Origin of the sequence: Aureimonas sp. SA4125 (assembly GCF_019973775.1) — a bacterium.
GTDB lineage: Bacteria > Pseudomonadota > Alphaproteobacteria > Rhizobiales > Rhizobiaceae > Plantimonas.
Map to the genome: position 1 here is coordinate 2292520 of NZ_AP025032.1, position 16463 is coordinate 2308982.

Sequence of the window (16463 nt, forward strand, 5' to 3'; positions counted from 1 at the left end):
GCACCCATCCCAGGAGTGGTCCCTCCCATGCCCCAGAAACTGGTGATCGTCGGCAATGGCATGGCGCCCGGACGGGCGCTCGAGCACCTCTTCGAGAAGAGCCCCGGCCGCTACGCGGTGACGGTCTTCAACGCCGAGCCGCGGGTGAACTACAACCGCCTGATGCTGTCGCCGGTGCTGTCGGGCGAGAAGCGCTACGAGGACATCATCACCCATGACGATCCCTGGTATGCCACCCATGGCGTGACGCTCCACAAGGGCAAGCGCGTCGAGACGATCGATCGCGTCGCGCGCACCGTCACCGCCGCCGACGGGACGGTTGCAGCCTACGACCGTCTGATCATCGCCACCGGCTCGACCCCCTTCATCGTGCCGGTGCCCGGCCACGACCTGCCGGGCGTCCTCGCCTATCGTGATCTCGACGACGTCGAAAAGATGTGGGACGCCGCGCGCCGGGGCGGACGGGCCGTCGTCATCGGCGGCGGGCTGCTGGGCCTCGAGGCCGCCGCCGGCCTGAAGGCCAAGGGCATGGACGTCACCGTCCTCCACATCATGCCGACGCTGATGGAGCGCCAGCTCGACCCGGCCGCCGGCTGGCTGCTGGAGCGCTCGCTCAAGGAGCGCGGCATCGACATCACGTGCAAGGCCAACACCAAGGCGATCCTCGGCGACGGCAAGGTCGAGGCGGTGCTGCTCGACGACGGCACGACCATCCCCTGCACCGCGGTGATCATGGCCGTCGGCATCAGGCCCTCGACGGCCCTGGCGAAGGCTGCCGGCCTCGAGGTCAATCGCGGCATCGTGGTCGGCGACGACATGCGCACCTCCGACCCCGCCATCTTCGCACTCGGCGAATGCGCCGAGCACCGCGGCATGGTCTACGGCCTCGTCGCGCCGCTTTACGAGATGGCCGAGGTGGTCGCCTCGCAGCTCGCTGAAAACGCCAGCGGCCAGTATCTCGGCTCGGTCACCGCGACCAAGCTGAAGGTGACGGGGATCGACCTCTTTTCCGCCGGCGACTTCGCCGAGGGCGAGGGGCGCGAGGAGATTGTCCTGCGCGACGCCTCTGCCGGCGTCTACAAGCGGCTGGTGCTCGAAGGAGGGCGCATTCTCGGCGCGGTTCTCTACGGCGAAACGTCCGACGGCGCCTGGTTCTTCGATCTGGTGAAGAAGAAGAGCGACGTGTCGGCGATGCGCGACACCCTGATCTTCGGCCAGTCCTACCAGGGAGGGTCCCCACTGGACCCTATGGCGGCCGTTGCAGCCTTGCCGGATGATGCGGAAATCTGCGGCTGCAACGGCGTGTGCAAGGGCAAGATCACGACGGCCATCACGGCCAAGGAACTGACGACGCTCGACGATGTCCGCGCCCACACAAAGGCTTCCTCGTCCTGCGGCTCGTGCACGGGCCTCGTCGAGCAACTGATGAGCCTGACGCTCGGTGCTTCCTTCAATCCCTCGGCGGTCAAACCGATGTGCGCCTGCACCGATCTCGGCCATGCCGACGTGCGCCGGCTGATCGTCGCCAAGCACCTCGGATCGATCCCCGAGGTGATGCAGGAGCTGCAGTGGAAGACCTCCTGCGGCTGTTCGAAATGCCGCCCGGCGCTGAACTACTACCTCCTCGCCGAATGGCCCGGCATCTATCAGGACGACAAGCAGTCGCGCTTCATCAACGAGCGGGTCCACGCCAACATCCAGAAGGACGGCACCTATTCCGTCGTGCCGCGGATGTGGGGCGGGATGACGACCTCGCACGAGCTTCGCGCCATCGCCGATGTCGTCGACAAGTTCCAGATCCCGGCGGTGAAGTGCACCGGCGGGCAGCGCATCGACATGCTCGGCGTGAAGAAGGAGGACCTTCCGGCCGTCTGGGCCGATCTCAACGCCGCCGGCATGGTTTCGGGCGCTGCCTACGGCAAGGCGCTGCGCACGGTGAAGACCTGCGTCGGGACCGACTGGTGCCGCTTCGGCACGCAGGATTCGACGGGCCTCGGTATCCGCCTCGAACGCTTCATGTGGGGGTCCTGGACGCCGGCCAAGCTGAAGCTCGCCGTTTCCGGCTGTCCGCGCAACTGCGCCGAGGCGACGTGCAAGGACATCGGCGTGATCTGCGTCGACAGCGGCTACGACATCCACTTCGCCGGGGCCGCCGGGCTCGACATCAAGCCGACCGAGGTCCTCGGCCACGTCAACAGCGAGGACGAGGCCCTGCAGGTGATCGTCGCACTGACCCAGCTCTACCGCGAGCAGGGTCATTATCTCGAGCGGATCTACAAATGGAACAAACGGGTCGGCATCGACAGCATCCGCGCCGCAGTGGTCGATGATCTGGCAAAGCGCGCCGAGCTGTTCGAGCGTTTCGTCCACAGCCAGAAATTCGTCCAGAAGGATCCCTGGGCCGAGCGCGCCAGCGGCCGGGTGGCCGCGCACGAGTTCCGGCCGATGGCCGATCTCACCGCCTACCGGGAGGCAGCGGAATGAGCGGCGGGCAGTGGATGGCGATCGGCCATCTCGACGATATCCCGCGCCGGGGCGCCCGCTGCGTCGTCTCGCCGCTCGGCCGCATCGCCGTCTTCCGCACCGAAGACGACCAGGTCTTCGCCACGGAAGATCGCTGCCCGCATCGCGGCGGGCCTTTGAGCCAGGGCATCGTCCATGGTGCCTTGGTCTCCTGTCCGCTGCACAACCAGATCATTGCTCTCGATAGCGGCCTCGTTCAGGGACCGGACACCGGGGCGGTACGGACCTTTCCGATCCGCCTCGGCGACGCGGGCGAGTTGGAGATGCTGATCGAGCTCAGCCCGGCCCTCGCCGAAGCGGCGGAATAGGCTCTTGGACTCCGCCCCCGCCGATCCGACGGTCCGCACCACATGCCCCTATTGCGGCGTCGGCTGTGGCGTCCTCGCGACGCCGCGGGCGAACGGCACGGTCGCCATTTCGGGCGATCCCGCCCATCCCGCCAATTTCGGCCGGTTGTGCTCCAAGGGCTCGGCCCTCGGCGAGACGCTCGGGCCGGACAGGCGGTTGCTCCACCCCAGCATCGCCGGGCAGGCGGCCTCGTGGGATCTCGCCCTGGGCACCATCGCCTCGACCTTCGCCGCCACCATTGAGGCGCATGGGCCGGACAGTGTCGCCCTCTACGTGTCGGGCCAGTTGCTGACCGAGGACTACTACGTCGCCAACAAGCTGATGAAGGGGTTCATCGGTTCGGCCAATATCGACACCAATTCGCGTCTCTGCATGTCATCGTCCGTCGCCGGCCACCGCCGCGCCTTCGGCGCCGATACGGTTCCCGGCTGCTATGCCGATCTCGAGCAGGCGGAACTCCTCGTCCTCGTCGGTTCGAACCTCGCCTGGTGCCATCCCGTGCTGTTCCAGCGCGTGATGGCGGCAAAAGCGGCCCGGCCCGGCATGCGCATCGTCGTTGTCGATCCCCGGCGCACGACGACGGCCGACGCTGCCGACCTGCACCTCGCCATCCGGCCGGACGGCGACACGGCGCTGTTCACAGCACTGCTGGCGCATCTTTTCGAGGCAGGGGCGATCGACCGCTCCTATGTCGACGACCACACCACCGGCCTTGCCGAAGCCCTCGACGCCGCCCGGCAGACGGGCGACGTCGCCGCGGCGACGGGGCTTGCCGCCGCCGACATCGCCATGCTGTTCGACCTGTTCGCCCACACCGAAAAGGTCGTCACCGTCTACAGCCAGGGCGTCAACCAGTCGGCCTCGGGCACCGACAAGGTCAACGCGATCATCAACTGCCATCTGGCCACAGGTCGGATCGGCCGTCCGGGCATGGGGCCGTTCTCCGTCACCGGACAGCCGAACGCGATGGGCGGACGCGAGGTCGGCGGTCTCGCCAACCAGCTCGCCGCCCACATGGATCTCGACAAGCCTGCGCACCGCGACCGCGTCCAGCGGTTCTGGAAGGCGCCCCGGATCGCCGCGACGCCCGGGCTGCAGGCCGTGGCGATGTTCGACGCGGTGGCCGACGGGCGGATCAAGGCGCTCTGGATCATCGGCACCAACCCGGTCGATTCCCTGCCGGATGCGGACAGGGTCCGCGCCGGCCTCGCCACCTGTCCCTTCGTCGTCGTCTCCGACATCGTCTCCGATACCGATACGCTGCCCTATGCCCACGTCGTGCTCCCCGCCGCTGGCTGGGGCGAGAAGGACGGCACGGTCACCAATTCGGAAAGGCGTATCTCGCGCCAGCGCGCCTTTCTTCAGGCGCCGGGCGAGGCATGGCCGGATTGGCGGATCCTCGCCGAGGTCGCCCGGCGCATGGGCTTCGGCGCTGCCTTCGACTGGGAGAGCCCCGATGACGTCTTCGACGAGCATGCCCGGCTGTCGGCGACCGAGAACGAAGGCGATCGCGACTTCGACCTGGCCGGCCTCGTCGGCATGTCGGCCGAGGAATACCAGGTTTTTCCGCCGGTGCAGTGGCCGGTGCCCCGTCTCACCGAAGATGCAGCGCCCGCCGACGCGCCTCAGCCCGACAGCCGATTCTTTGCCGCGGGAGGGTTCTTCACCCCCGATCGACGGGCGCGGTTCGTCCCTGTGCTCGCGGCCAGTCCGCTGCCAGAAGATGCATGCCGTCCCTTCACGCTGAATACCGGCCGCATCCGCGACCAGTGGCACACCATGACGCGGACCGGCCGTGCCCCGCGCCTGTCCGCCCACATCGCCGAGCCCTTCGCCGAGATCCACCCCGACGACGCCCGCGATCTTGGCGTCGGCGACGCCGACATCGTACGCCTGGAGACAGGGTTCGGGAGCGGACTGTTCCGCGCCTGTCTGACGCCGCGACAGCGGCGGGGCTCGCTGTTTGCGCCGATGCACTGGACCGAGCAGTTCGCATCCGCTTCGCGGGCCGGCGCCCTGACACAGAAGCAGACCGATCCGCATTCGGGCCAGCCGGCGCTGAAATCGACCCCGGTCTCGCTCGCGCGCTTTCCCGTTGCCTGGCACGGCTTTGCCGTGACGCGGCTGCGGCCTTCGACCATTCCCGCCGATTACTGGGCCGTCGCCCGCACGGAGGCCGGCTGGCGCATCGAGCTGGCGGGACTGGCGACGCCTCAGAACTGGCCCGCCTTCGCTGCCGATCTCTTCGGCGCCGACGCGGCCGACCTTCTGTCCTACCACGATGCCACGACGGCGCGCTTTGCAGCCTTCGACGGAGAGACGCTGCAGGGGGCGCTGTGGACCGCGCCCGGGCCGGTCGCGGTATCGCGAGCCTGGGCGGCCGGCCAGCTCCTCGCGCCGCATGCTTTGTCGCGGCAGCGCATCCTCGCCGGACGCGGCGGCGCCGACACGGTCGATGTCGGGGCGATCGTCTGCGCCTGCTTCTCGGTCGGCGCCGGCCAGATCTCCGGCGCGGTGCGCAGTGGCCGATGCCGCAGCGTCGCCGAGATCGGCGGCCTGCTTCAGGCCGGAACCAATTGTGGTTCCTGCCGAACCGAAATCCAGGAGATCATCGATGGCTGCCTTGTCCTTGACGACGCCTGACCCGGCGGAGCGACGCGGGCGCAGCCAGCGCATCGAGGCATTGGCGACGCTGCCGGTGTTCTTCGACCTGACGGGCAAGCGGGTGGTCATGGCCGGCGGCAGCGCCGCCGCCGCCTGGAAGGCGGAACTGCTCGCTGCCGCGGGGGCCGACGTGGTGCTGTACGCGCCCAGTGGCGAGATCGGCGAAGAGATGGCGGCGGTCCTGGCCGCTCGCCCTGCCGCCGGCTCGCTGACGCGTCTCGACCGGCCCTGGGGTCTCGACTCCTTCGCCCATGCCGCGCTGGCGGTCGCAGACTGCGCCAGCGATGCCGAGGCGAAAGCCTTCGCCTGCGCAGCGCGTGCCGCCGGGGTGCCCGGCAACGTCATCGACAGGCCGGACTTCTGCTCCTTCCGCTTCGGGACGATCGTCAACCGATCGCCGGTGGTGCTGGGAATCTCCACCGACGGCGCCGCGCCGATCCTCGGTCAGGCGATCCGCCGCCGCATCGAGACGCTCCTGCCACCCGCGCTGGCGGGTTGGGCTCGGCTTGCCGCGACGATTCGCGGCGAGGTGATGGCAAGGCTGGAAGCAGGCCCGCTGCGCAGGGCTTTCTGGGAGCGTTTCGCCGAAAAGGCTCTGACGGCGTCCGCGCCCGATGACGACGCGGCGGCCAACATGCAGCGCCTTGTCGCGGATATCGCCGATGCCAAGAACGTCGGCGGCCGGGTGACGCTGGTCGGGGCTGGGCCGGGCGCCGCCGAACTCCTGACGATGAAGGCGGTGAGGGCGCTCCAGGCCGCGGACGTCATCCTGTTCGACGATCTCGTTTCGGACGAGATTCTCGAACTCGCCCGCCGCGAGGCCAAGCGCATGCTGGTCGGCAAGCGCGCCGCGCGCGAGAGCTGCCGGCAGGAGGAGATCAACGCGTTGATGATCCGGTTCGCCAAGGCCGGCAAGCATGTGGTGCGGCTCAAATCCGGCGATGTCTCGGTGTTCGGTCGGGCGGGAGAGGAAATAGCGGCGCTGAAGGCCGAGGGGATCGCCGTTGCCATCGTGCCGGGCATCACCGCGGCCTCTGCGCTGGCCGCCAGTTTCGGCGTGTCGCTGACGCACCGGGATCGGGCAAGCCAGGTTCGCTTCGTCACCGGCCATTCCAAGGAAGGCGTCCTGCCCGCGACGCTGAACTGGACGGCGCTGGCCGATGACCACGCCACCACGATCTTCTACATGGGCGGACGGATGGCGCCGGCCATCGCCGCACACCTGATCGCCCACGGACTGCCGGGCTCGACGCCCGTCGCCGTCGCCGCGAACATATCGCGGCACGACGAGATGCGCGGGGCGGGCACCCTCGCCGAACTCGCCGCCATTGTCGCGCGCATCGGCGTCGAACGCCCGGTCCTTATCGGCGTCGGCCGCGTCTTCCTCGAATGCCAGGCGAGCGAAATGCCGGAATATGACCTCGGATCATCGGCTTCGCTGCTCCAGATAGCTAGTTAGACCAACAGATTTAAACGACAATACGAATATAGGCTTGATTCGGAGTTAAAATGACTAAGTTCCCTATGTGCGTTACTTTTATTTTTTTATTGCTTATCCCCTTCGCTCAGGCGGTAACCATACCTAGCGAAGCCGCGTGACGGCGGGGGCCCTGTCCCCTATCTCGTCTGGATGTCCGAGGCCCTGTTCCCCACGCGCTGGAAGAAAGACAAGCCGCCGTCGCTCGAGCGGTTTATGGCCACGTTCCCAGACGACTACGCTTGCGCCGACCACCTTGCCCGAAAGCGTTGGCCGAACGGGTTCCGGTGCCCGCATTGTGCCTCGCAGAAGGGATGGAAGTTGGAATCCCGCCCCTGGGTCTTCCAATGCTCAGGAAAGGGCGAGAACCCCGGCTGTCGCAAGCAGACTTCGGTAATCGCCAAGACGGTGATGCACGGCACGCACCTGCCGCTGCGCACATGGTTCATCGCGGCCTACCTCGTGGCAACCCACTCCAACTCGATCTCCGCCCTCCAGCTCCAGCCCAAGATCGGGGTCGGGTCGTACAAGACCGCCTGGCTACTGCTCCATAAGCTCCGACGCGCAATGGTCGACCCCGGTCGGTCGCCGCTCGAGGGCAAGGTCGAGATCGACGAAACGAGCTTTCCCCATCGCAAGAGGACGGAGAGCCCGGACGGCGGGCAGGGAAAAAGCACGGTCGGCAAGGTCTTCGTCATCGGTGCGGTCGAGCATCGCGATGGCAGGAAGTCCGGACGGCTGCGGCTCGCCAAGATCGCCGAGGACCGGCGCGAGTTCATGGTTCCCTTCGTGCTGGCGAACACGGCGAAGGGATGCACGATGGTCACCGACGGAAGCAGTTCCTACGTCGGCATTCCGGATCGCGGGCATATCTTGAAAAACCTGAGCAAGGACAATGCACCGCCTGGCCATATCGCCATGGAGCGCATCCACCGCGCCTTCTCCAATTTGAAACGCTGGTCGCTGGGCACGTTCCACGGCTTCCGGGAGAAGCACGTCGACGCTTACCTCAACGAGTTCGTATTCCGCTGGAACCGACGTCGCTCGTTCCAGACCACGATGGAGCGCATCCTCGGTATCGGCCAGGCGCTGCCACGCACCACCTACCGGGACATCGTGGGCGATACCTCGGAATGGCGAAGGCAGCATCAAGCCCAGATCTTCAAGATGACCTCTCCCCTTCGGATGAAGATGGCGAGGGAACTGGCACGCGAAATGCGCATCCCCATCATCGAGGCACTCGCGCAGATCCGCACCGAGACCGATAAGCGATACGAGCGTCGCCAACCGAAACGGCCAGCCCTTGCCCTGCGCCGGGAGGGTGATGCGCGCCTGTCCGGCCGTTATCGATATGTCGCCCGGCCAACAGTGGCCGCGATCGAGGCGCGCTATCCAAAAGTGGTGCCTGAGCCGAAAGTCGCGGCCCACTGACCGAGGCACGGGCTCGGGTTCCGACATCCAGCGACATGAATCCGAGCAGTTTCTGTGGACCGCAGGCCGGGAAGCGGATCTGTGCGCGACGCGCCGTCGCCGATGGTCTCTCCTACTCCAGCAGCTCGATCGATTCCCTTCCGCGGAGGCCTCCGGCCCCGCCATCGGCTAGCCTAGGCTTCAGCTATATCTGGTGGTCACCTGAGCAAAGGGGATAAGCAATATTTTTTTATAATATATCAATATTTTCGACGAGATTTGATATAAGAAAATAAATTTGTCTTTTACTTTGCAAATAACTGCAACATTATCCCTATTATTATTTCCATTTATTTTCGATACAGGAGAGGACGGATGAGTTGGGGTCCCTTGATGAGCTGTATCATGCTGATTCTGGCGATCGGGCTCGGCCTGCCCAGTTTCTTGTCGTTGGTGGAGGGCTATGTACCGGGAACGACCATCGCCTTTGCCGCGACGACGGCAGGAGCCAGCGCCGCGATCGGGGGAACGGCCATGGCTTTCCAGAACTACGACCATGGGGAGGCCTTGCTCTGCATCTTGTTGTCCGGGGCGATCGGCATTGGCGTGACGCGGCTGATGCCGGGGATGCGGGGGATGCGGGGCATGACGCTCATGCCCCTGATATCCCTGGCCTTCCTTGTGTCGCACCATTCCGCGATCTAACGGTGATGCCCATACAGGACGATGGCAATCTGCGTGCGAGAGCGCGGCAGTAGGAGGGAAGCCGACGGGCATCGCCCTGCCTGGACGCTCCCTGATCGCAGGCTGTCGCCTCATCCGATTTTGCTTCTTGCCAACGCGGAGTTGCAGCCGTGATGATCGAGGGCGACGGCGCCAGTCTACCGAACGATGCGTATCCTACAGAATCACGACGCCCAGAAACTGGCCCGAATCTTCTGGCTATCCGTGTTGAAGCGTTGAGCGTGACGTCTCAGAATTTCCCCCAAGCCAAAGCGCCGCCCGCGACGATGAGGTAGCGCCCGAGTTTTCCAATCGCGACGACGATGGTGAATGGCAGGAGCGGAACTCGCAGGGTTCCCGCGATGACAGTCAGCGCGTCTCCGACTATCGGTGCCCAAGCGAACAGGAGTGACACCATCCCGTAGCGCCGGAACAGGCCAGAAAAGCGGTCGACCGTTGCGGCGGAGACCGGGAACCATCGGCGGTCTCGGTGGTGGGCCAGGAACCGCCCGCAGGCCCAGTTGGCGAGGGAGCCGAGCGTGTTTCCGACGGTCGCCGCCGCGATGACGATCCATGCCTCGCCCGTCCCGCCGACGAGGAGGGCGACGAGCAGCATCTCGGAGGCGCCGGGCAGGATCGTGGCGGCGAGGAAGGCCGTCCAGAACATCCCGGCATAGGCAGCGATGTCACCCACCCGCGGTGCCCGTCGGCCAGGTCGCGTGATGGTCGTCGATCACCAGCGCATGACGGTGGCGGATCGGCTGGTGGCGATGCGGATGACGATGGGGCTCCGGCCCCTCCCATCCCTCGTGTTTATGTCGGTGGTGATCGTCGTGGACGTGCGGAGCGTCGTGCTCGAAGGCCCGGTGCACGTGCTCGACCTCAACCAGATCTTCCGCGGGCCAGAGGGCCAGCGCCACGACGACGCCTGCCGCCGCGCCCACGGCCATCACGATGAACGTGGGCCCAATGCCGATCGTGGTACCGAGCCACCCGGCCGCCGGGTAGGTCACGAGCCAACATGCGTGCGAGAGGGCGAATTGCGCGGCGAAGACGGCTGGCCGACTGTCACGGTGCGAGGAGCGTCGCAGGAGCAGCCCACCGGGCGTGCCTATAGCCGACGAGGCGGCGCCGAGCAGCGCCCAGAGCACGAGGGCCCCTGTCCACCCCGGGCCGACGCTCGCGGTGCCGAGGAGACCGGCCATTGCCGCGGCACCTGCAACCATCACGGTGCGTGCCGGCACTCGCTCGAGGACGCGCGAGAGAAGGATCGCGACCGTCATGGACCCGAGGCCATAGGCGGCGAACAGGAACGCGACGTCGTCGTTGGTGCCGCCGAGATCGGAGCGCACGAGATGGTCAGGGTGACCGGGACGATGCGTCCCGGTCCCGGCGAAAACCTTGTCGCCGCGGATCATGGCGCCGTCAAGACGAACAAGGCGCGCGCCCGCGACCACGATATCGCCGTCACGTCGGCACCGGCCCGCGCCGAGGTGCCGTCTAAAGCGGGATTGCTTTTCTTCGAATCGCCGCCCCGCTTTAGGTCCTTGTCCTCGCATGATCTTTTCCGAAAGCCGGAACCCACCTTCCGGGATCATACTCTAGGAGCCGCGCGACGCCGCGGGCGATGCCGCGCGGTCCACTCTCGCCAGCCGCCGCGCCAGCTCTCGCTCCAGCGCCTGGCGGCGGAACGGGGTCAACTTCTGCCACGCCTTGATCTCGTCCCGGCTGCGACCACAGCCGTGGCACCAATGGTGCCGGGGGTCGAAGAGGCAGACGTCCGTGCAGGGAGAGGTAGCCTTCGGCATAGGGGTGATTGACCTCGTTGCCATCGACCGCGCGACGGTGCCGGGAACTCATAGACGGAATTCACAAGATAGGGTAGGGGGTACCCTATGGCACATCTCTCGAAAGACCCCACGAAGCTCGTCGCCCGCATCCGCCGCGTTCAGGGGCAACTCGATGCCGTCGCCCGGGCACTCGAAACCGACGCCCCCTGCGGCGAGGTCCTCCAGCTCGTCGCCTCGATCCGCGGCGCGGTGAACGGGCTGACGGTAGAGCTGATCGAGGACCACGTACGCCACCACGTGGTCGACCCCGATGCCGAGGCCGACCCCGACAGGGCCAAGGGCGCCGCCGAGCTCCTGGCGGTCCTGCGGACCTATCTGAAGTGAGGGCGCACGCCATGGCCGATACCCCCATTGGCGATACCGCCCACCATCACGATTTCCTCGGCGAGAACCACGGTCGCAATGAACGTCGCGTCTGGGCCGTCATCCTTCTGACCGTGACCATGATGGTCGTGGAGATCGCGGCGGGCGTCGCCTTCGGCTCGATGGCGCTCGTGGCCGACGGCCTGCACATGTCGACGCATGCCGCGGCCATGCTGATTGCGGCGGGCGCCTATTTCTACGCCCGCAAGCATGTCGCCAACAGCCGCTTCACCTTTGGGACCGGCAAGTTCGGCGACCTCGCGGGGTTCGCGAGTGCCGTGATCCTGGCGCTGATCGCCCTCCTGATCGCCTATGAGAGCTTCCTTCGGCTGTCCGATCCCATTTCGATCTCTTTCGGCTCGGCGATCTCGGTCGCGGTGGTGGGACTGGCCGTCAACCTCGTCTCGGCGTGGCTCCTGAAGGACGACCACGCCCATCATCATCATGGGCACGGCCACGCCCATGAACACGACGCCCACGGCAAGGGCGGGCACGACAACAACCTGCGCGCCGCCTATGTCCATGTGCTCGCGGACGCGCTGACCTCCGTGCTGGCGATCGTCGCCCTGACGCTGGGCAGCCTGTATGGCTGGATCTGGCTCGATCCGGTGATCGGGATGGTCGGCGCCCTCGTCATCGCCCGCTGGTCGTGGGGCCTCATCCGCGACTCCGGCGGCGTGCTGCTCGACTACGTTCCGGAAGGCGAGGACCTGCCGGACGAGATCCGCGAGGCGATCGAGGTGGACGGGGACCGCATCACCGACCTGCACGTCTGGCAGGTGGGGCCCGGTCATCACGCGGCAATCGTCTCGATCGCGACGGCACGTCCGCGCCCGCTCGATACCTACCGCGCCAAGCTCGCCCACATCCACGACCTGTCCCACCTGACGGTGGAGATCGACGCCCCGACGCCGGCGGCGTAGGGGTGATCAGGGCTGCGAAGCTCTGGGCGAAAGCTCTGAAGCGCGGCGTCGCTGCGCTCTGGATCGCTGCGCGGGATCCACGCAGGCCCGCGAGGACCTTGGTCCGACTTCCGATGGTGGCAGGCGATACGGACAAGCGTCACGGAGCGGGGTCGGCGAAGACCCGGCGCGGCACTCTCAGCGACTGGTCTCGACGAGCCCTCGGCGCGAGCTTAGCGGGAGACCTTGCACGTGCTGGCCCCGACCAGCCGATAGGCCGGGCAAAAACGCATTAGCGCTGTGACGACCAGAACGCCTGCGACCGCATAGGCCACGGAGGACCATGGGCCGGCGAGGTTCGCATAAGCATAGGCCGCCAGTGCGATGCCGATGAGGATGCGAATGACGCGGTCAGCCGTGCCGATATTGGCGGTCTTGATCATGACGATCTCTCCTTTGTTGGTGCTGCCGCAGGGCATCTTGCCCCGGGTCAGGCGATGAAGGTCCGCGCATTCATTCGGGACGCAGTTAAAAGGCGTTGCTGTGTGGCCCGATTGCCGTGCGGCCGAAGATCGCCGGCCATGCGGGATGCGTCTGAAGATGGCGGTGTGGCGGCTTCTTGTCAGGGCGGCCAGCGAGCGTTGCCGAAGCTATCGACGGGTCGTCGGTACTCCGGCTGTCTCCAGGGCCGCAAAACCGCCGGCGACCGAGGCGACATCGGGAAATCCCATCGCCTGAAGCGCCCGCGCCGCCAAGGTCGACCGGCCACCGGAGGCGCAGAAGAGCACGAGGCGCTTTGCCGGATCGAGCTCGGATTTGTGGCTGGGGCTGGATGGATCGGCGTGGAATTCCAGCAGGCCGCGCGGGACGTGAAGCGCACCCGCAACGGTTCCGGTCTTCTCGATTTCGTTCGCCTCGCGCACGTCGACGAAGACTGTAATGGGCGATCCTACGAGTTTTGCCGCGTCCCGGGCCTCGATCGTCGTCACGTCGGCGGAGGCCTTGGCGATGAGATCCTTGGCGCTGTGAATGGTCATGGCGTCCTTCGGTTTTGCTGTGACGGCGTTCACCACGCCGCGCCTTCGAGGGCGTCGAGCGGAATTTTGAGATAGCGGCGGCCGTCGTCCTCGGGTTCCGGCAGGCGGCCCCCGCGGATATTGACCTGAAGCGAGTGCAGGATGAGGTTCGGCATCGCGAGTTCGCGGTCGCGTGCCTCTCGAAGCGTCACGAAGGCTTCCTTCGTCGGCGCCTTCACGAGATGCACGTTGGTGCCCCGCTGCTCGTCCACCGTCGATTCCCAGCGCGGCTCGCGTCCGCCCGGCTGGTAGTCGTGCCCGGTGAAGACCCGTGCCTCTCCGGGGAGGGCGAGGATGCGCTGGATGCTGGCCCACAGCACTTCGGCGCTGCCGCCCGGGAAATCCGCGCGCGCTGTGCCGCCGTCCGGCATGAAGAGCGTGTCGTGGACGAAGACGGCGTCGCCGATGCGGTAGGCGATGGAGGCGAGCGTGTGGCCCGGCGTGAACATCACCTCGACATCCAGCGTGCCGATCTTGAAACGGTCCCCGTCGGCGAAGAGGCGGCTCCATTGTGAGCCGTCCGCCGGGCAGCATCCCTCGATGTGATAGATCCCGTGCCAGAGCGCCTGGACCTCGCGAACCTTCTCGCCGATCGCGGTCGGGGCGCCCGTCTTGTCGTGCAGGTAGCCGGCCGCGGAGAAGTGGTCGGCATGGGGGTGGGTGTCGAGGATCCATTCGAGCCGCAGACCTTCGCGTTCGATGAAGCCGAGCAGCGCGTCGGCCGAGCTTGTGGCGGTGGCGCCGGACTTCGGGTCGAAGTCGAGCACGGGATCGATGATGGCGCAGGCCTTCGTCTCGGGATCGGCAACGACGTATTGGACGCTGAAGGTGCGCTTGTCGAAAAAGCCGGTGACGACCGGCGAGCCGGCGAGGCGGGAGGGTGTCGGAGATGGCATGCGAAGTCTCCTTGAGGCGGGTTGATGTGAATGTTGACTGCGGGATCAGGCGAAGAAGGCGCCGAACCCCTTGGCGACGATGAAGATGCCGACGACCACGACGAGGCCGGCAAAGGCGAGACCGAGCGCCTGCTTGCGGGCGGCGAGCCGTGCGCCAAGCGCTGCCCCCGCCCAGCCGCCGGCCAGTCCACCCGCGACGAAGAAGAACGCGAGGGTCCAGTCGACCAGCCCGGAGAGGGCGTAGCTTGCCGCCGTGGCCGCCCCGAAGGAGACCACGCCGACGAGCGAAGTGCCGATGGCGTAGGCGAGCGGTATGCCCGTCGCGAGGACGAGGCCGGGCACGATGAGGAAGCCGCCGCCGATTCCGAAGAAGCCGGAGAAGAGCCCGACGGCGAAGCCGATGCCGATCAGCATCGGAAGGAGGCGGCCTGCCGATTCCCAGGTGAGGCGCACCGCTGAATCGCCGACTGCCCCGCGCCGGCGCGACATGGCCAGACCGACCCCGATCATGACGAGGCCGAAAAGCGCCAGAAGACGCTCGCCGTCCATCGCCTTGGCGGCGGTCGCTCCGAGGAGCGAACCGAGGACGCCGGCGAAGGCGAAGACGCCGGCGCAGCGCCACTTCACCCGGCCGCCCCGGGCGTGGGGCACGAGGTTGCCGAGCGCACTGGCCGCGACCGCGACGGCGCTGGTGCCGATCGCCACATGCGGCGAGGCGATGCCGACGACATAGACGAGGAGCGGCACCGCCAGGATCGAGCCACCGCCGCCGAAGAGGCCGAGTACGAGGCCGACGATCCCGCCCGATCCGGTCGCCGCCGCCACAGTGTAGGCGAGGGCGGTCATGCGTCCGCGCCCTCTGTCGTGGCGGCGGCTCCCGTCGGCGGTGACGGCGCAAGCGTCAGGTGGAAGACGACCATACCGGCGACCATGGCCGCAACGAACAGAAGGGCCGGGCCGAGGCCAAAGCCGAGGGCGACGAGGGCCGGGCCGGGACAGAGACCGACGAGGCCCCAGCCGATGCCGAAGATCGCGGCACCCGACAGAAGGCGGGGATTGAGGTCACGCCGCGTCGGGATCTCGAAGGAGCGCGCCAGCGCCGGACTGTTCATCCGCCGGGCGACCGCGAAGGCCGGCGCGGAGACGAGGATCGCTCCTGACATGACGAAAGCGAGGCTCGGATCCCAGTTGCCGAAGACATCAAGAAAGCCGAGGACCTTGGCGGGCACGACCATCTGCGAGACGACGAGGCCGATGCCGAGGACGAGGCCGGCGAGGAGGGCGACGAGGATGCGGGCCATCGGTCAGGCTCCCAGGACGTGACGGGTGACGAAGACGGTGGCCGCGGCCGTCGCCATGAAGGTCAGCGTCGCCGCGACCGAGCGCCCCGATCCGCGCCCGATGCCGCAGACGCCATGGCCGCTGGTGCAGCCCGAACCCAGCCGCGTGCCGAAGCCGACAAGGACGCCCGCAGCGACAACGACGGGCAGCGCGGCGTCGATGGCGATCGCGGGCAGGTCGTAGCCCGCGAGCGCCATCAGGGGAGCGGCGGCCAAAAGCCCCGCGAGGAAGGCCATGCGCCACCCGAACTCGCCCGCCTTCGGGCGCAGGGCACCGTCGAGAATGCCGCTGATACCCGCGATGCGCCCGTTCGCCAGAAGCAAGAGGGCGGCGGACAGGCCGATCAGCAGGCCGCCACCGAGGGCGGGGAGAGGGGTGAAGTTGTCCATGCGTCGCTCCTTTGAAAGGCGGAATCAGGGCCGTGTCGTCGATGCGAATGCGTCTCGCCGGGGGCAGAACATTGCGTGCGGCGCCGAGAACAGGTCATCGATGCGCGGATCGGCGACCCGGGACCAGAGGGTCTGGCGCTCGCGGCGGTGGGTAACAATTTCCTGTTCACGCAGGACGGTCAGGTGCTGGGAGAGGGCTGACCGGGACAGGCCGGCAGCATCTGCAAGTGAGCCGGCCGTGGCCTCGCCCGGTTCGAGCAGCTTGCAAAGCAGCATCAGCCTGCGTTCGTTGGCAACGGCCTCGAGCAGCGTGGCGACTTCCGTCGCCTTGGCTTGAAACTCCACCACCCCACCCACGGCCTTCCCCTCAAATATTTAGCAAGATCTAATGTAGCGTTCTCTTAAATAAAAGGGTCCGTCGTAGGACTTTCGAATAGCCCGTGCTCTGATCGGCCGAGCAGTCGATCCAAGAGATTGCCCGACCGCGTAAGACGCCCGGGC

The 16463-nt window shown here is 66.9% G+C and carries 17 protein-coding genes and 1 pseudogene; 8 read left to right on the forward strand and 10 right to left on the reverse strand.

Features of this window, described 5'->3' with window-relative positions:
* Positions 1–27: 27 nt before the first annotated feature.
* From nirB to Sa4125_RS10650, 6 genes and pseudogenes are all read left to right on the forward strand, one after another.
* The gene (gene nirB / locus Sa4125_RS10625) at positions 28–2484 is read left to right on the forward strand and encodes a nitrite reductase large subunit NirB (RefSeq protein ID WP_224006937.1); all 2457 of its coding nucleotides are present in this window, start codon (positions 28–30) and stop codon (positions 2482–2484) included.
* Positions 2481–2831, forward strand: a complete 351-nt coding sequence (gene nirD, locus Sa4125_RS10630; protein WP_224006940.1) for a nitrite reductase small subunit NirD — start codon at positions 2481–2483, stop codon at positions 2829–2831. Before nirB ends, nirD begins: the two co-directional genes overlap by 4 nt.
* 4 nt (positions 2832–2835) lie before the next feature.
* Positions 2836–5514: a nitrate reductase gene (locus tag Sa4125_RS10635; protein WP_224006943.1), complete on the forward strand. Its 2679-nt coding sequence runs from the start codon at positions 2836–2838 to the stop codon at positions 5512–5514.
* A complete protein-coding gene (gene cysG, locus Sa4125_RS10640) occupies positions 5486–6994 on the forward strand; it encodes a siroheme synthase CysG (RefSeq protein WP_224006945.1) in 1509 nt (502 codons plus the stop codon). The genes Sa4125_RS10635 and cysG overlap by 29 nt, the downstream gene beginning before the upstream one ends.
* Positions 6995–7228: 234 nt before the next feature.
* Positions 7229–8131: pseudogene (locus Sa4125_RS10645) on the forward strand (IS1595 family transposase); the annotation flags it as partial.
* A gap of 666 nt (positions 8132–8797) precedes the next feature.
* Positions 8798–9127, forward strand: a complete 330-nt coding sequence (locus Sa4125_RS10650; protein WP_224006947.1) for a hypothetical protein — start codon at positions 8798–8800, stop codon at positions 9125–9127.
* Between the two features lie 268 nt (positions 9128–9395).
* Here Sa4125_RS10650 and Sa4125_RS10655 read toward each other — a convergent pair whose 3' ends face one another.
* From Sa4125_RS10655 to Sa4125_RS10665, 3 genes are read right to left on the reverse strand one after another with little or no spacing between them, the layout of a single operon-like run.
* On the reverse strand, positions 9396–9812 hold the full coding sequence (locus Sa4125_RS10655; protein WP_224007745.1) for a YqaA family protein: 417 nt from the start codon (positions 9810–9812) through the stop codon (positions 9396–9398).
* A gap of 19 nt (positions 9813–9831) precedes the next feature.
* Entirely contained in the window at positions 9832–10743 is a 912-nt protein-coding gene (locus Sa4125_RS10660) for an MFS transporter (RefSeq protein ID WP_224006949.1), read from the reverse strand.
* Between the two features lie 3 nt (positions 10744–10746).
* Entirely contained in the window at positions 10747–10977 is a 231-nt protein-coding gene (locus Sa4125_RS10665) for a DUF1289 domain-containing protein (protein WP_345944331.1), read from the reverse strand.
* Positions 10978–11040: 63 nt separating this feature from the next.
* On the opposite strand from Sa4125_RS10665, the gene Sa4125_RS10670 reads away from it, so the two are divergent.
* Both Sa4125_RS10670 and dmeF read left to right on the forward strand, forming a co-directional pair.
* On the forward strand, positions 11041–11319 hold the full coding sequence (locus Sa4125_RS10670; RefSeq protein WP_224006953.1) for a metal/formaldehyde-sensitive transcriptional repressor: 279 nt from the start codon (positions 11041–11043) through the stop codon (positions 11317–11319).
* Between the two features lie 11 nt (positions 11320–11330).
* A complete protein-coding gene (gene dmeF, locus Sa4125_RS10675) occupies positions 11331–12281 on the forward strand; it encodes a CDF family Co(II)/Ni(II) efflux transporter DmeF (RefSeq protein ID WP_224006955.1) in 951 nt (316 codons plus the stop codon).
* Between the two features lie 212 nt (positions 12282–12493).
* Here dmeF and Sa4125_RS10680 read toward each other — a convergent pair whose 3' ends face one another.
* The 7 genes from Sa4125_RS10680 to Sa4125_RS10710 form a co-directional block, all read right to left on the reverse strand.
* Complete coding sequence (locus tag Sa4125_RS10680) at positions 12494–12703, reverse strand: DUF2892 domain-containing protein (protein WP_224006959.1); 210 nt, start codon at positions 12701–12703, stop codon at positions 12494–12496.
* Positions 12704–12910: 207 nt separating this feature from the next.
* Positions 12911–13297, reverse strand: coding sequence for a rhodanese-like domain-containing protein (locus tag Sa4125_RS10685; RefSeq protein WP_224006962.1), 387 nt, complete (start codon positions 13295–13297; stop codon positions 12911–12913).
* Positions 13298–13326: 29 nt separating this feature from the next.
* A complete protein-coding gene (locus Sa4125_RS10690; RefSeq protein ID WP_224006965.1) occupies positions 13327–14232 on the reverse strand; it encodes an MBL fold metallo-hydrolase in 906 nt (301 codons plus the stop codon).
* Positions 14233–14277: 45 nt separating this feature from the next.
* A complete protein-coding gene (locus Sa4125_RS10695; protein WP_224006969.1) occupies positions 14278–15078 on the reverse strand; it encodes a sulfite exporter TauE/SafE family protein in 801 nt (266 codons plus the stop codon).
* Positions 15075–15533 carry a DUF6691 family protein gene (locus Sa4125_RS10700; RefSeq protein WP_224006972.1) on the reverse strand — a complete coding sequence of 153 codons (459 nt, stop codon included), beginning with the start codon at positions 15531–15533 and terminating at the stop codon, positions 15075–15077. The genes Sa4125_RS10695 and Sa4125_RS10700 overlap by 4 nt, the downstream gene beginning before the upstream one ends.
* 3 nt (positions 15534–15536) lie before the next feature.
* Entirely contained in the window at positions 15537–15962 is a 426-nt protein-coding gene (locus tag Sa4125_RS10705) for a YeeE/YedE family protein (RefSeq protein ID WP_224006975.1), read from the reverse strand.
* Positions 15963–15986: 24 nt separating this feature from the next.
* Positions 15987–16319 (reverse strand): metalloregulator ArsR/SmtB family transcription factor, encoded by a 333-nt coding sequence (locus tag Sa4125_RS10710; RefSeq protein WP_224006977.1) that lies wholly within the window; start codon positions 16317–16319, stop codon positions 15987–15989.
* Positions 16320–16463: the final 144 nt, after the last annotated feature.

Coding starts and splice junctions, on each gene's coding strand:
- nirB (WP_224006937.1), top strand. CDS start 28: ATGCCCCAGAAACTGGTGATCGTCGGCAATGGCATGGCGCCCGGACGG.
- nirD (WP_224006940.1), top strand. CDS start 2,481: ATGAGCGGCGGGCAGTGGATGGCGATCGGCCATCTCGACGATATCCCG.
- cysG (WP_224006945.1), top strand. CDS start 5,486: ATGGCTGCCTTGTCCTTGACGACGCCTGACCCGGCGGAGCGACGCGGG.
- Sa4125_RS10650 (WP_224006947.1), top strand. CDS start 8,798: ATGAGTTGGGGTCCCTTGATGAGCTGTATCATGCTGATTCTGGCGATC.
- Sa4125_RS10655 (WP_224007745.1), bottom strand. CDS start 9,812: ATGTTCTGGACGGCCTTCCTCGCCGCCACGATCCTGCCCGGCGCCTCC.
- Sa4125_RS10660 (WP_224006949.1), bottom strand. CDS start 10,743: ATGATCCCGGAAGGTGGGTTCCGGCTTTCGGAAAAGATCATGCGAGGA.
- Sa4125_RS10665 (WP_345944331.1), bottom strand. CDS start 10,977: ATGGCAACGAGGTCAATCACCCCTATGCCGAAGGCTACCTCTCCCTGC.
- Sa4125_RS10670 (WP_224006953.1), top strand. CDS start 11,041: ATGGCACATCTCTCGAAAGACCCCACGAAGCTCGTCGCCCGCATCCGC.
- dmeF (WP_224006955.1), top strand. CDS start 11,331: ATGGCCGATACCCCCATTGGCGATACCGCCCACCATCACGATTTCCTC.
- Sa4125_RS10680 (WP_224006959.1), bottom strand. CDS start 12,703: ATGATCAAGACCGCCAATATCGGCACGGCTGACCGCGTCATTCGCATC.
- Sa4125_RS10685 (WP_224006962.1), bottom strand. CDS start 13,297: ATGACCATTCACAGCGCCAAGGATCTCATCGCCAAGGCCTCCGCCGAC.
- Sa4125_RS10690 (WP_224006965.1), bottom strand. CDS start 14,232: ATGCCATCTCCGACACCCTCCCGCCTCGCCGGCTCGCCGGTCGTCACC.
- Sa4125_RS10695 (WP_224006969.1), bottom strand. CDS start 15,078: ATGACCGCCCTCGCCTACACTGTGGCGGCGGCGACCGGATCGGGCGGG.
- Sa4125_RS10700 (WP_224006972.1), bottom strand. CDS start 15,533: ATGGCCCGCATCCTCGTCGCCCTCCTCGCCGGCCTCGTCCTCGGCATC.
- Sa4125_RS10705 (WP_224006975.1), bottom strand. CDS start 15,962: ATGGACAACTTCACCCCTCTCCCCGCCCTCGGTGGCGGCCTGCTGATC.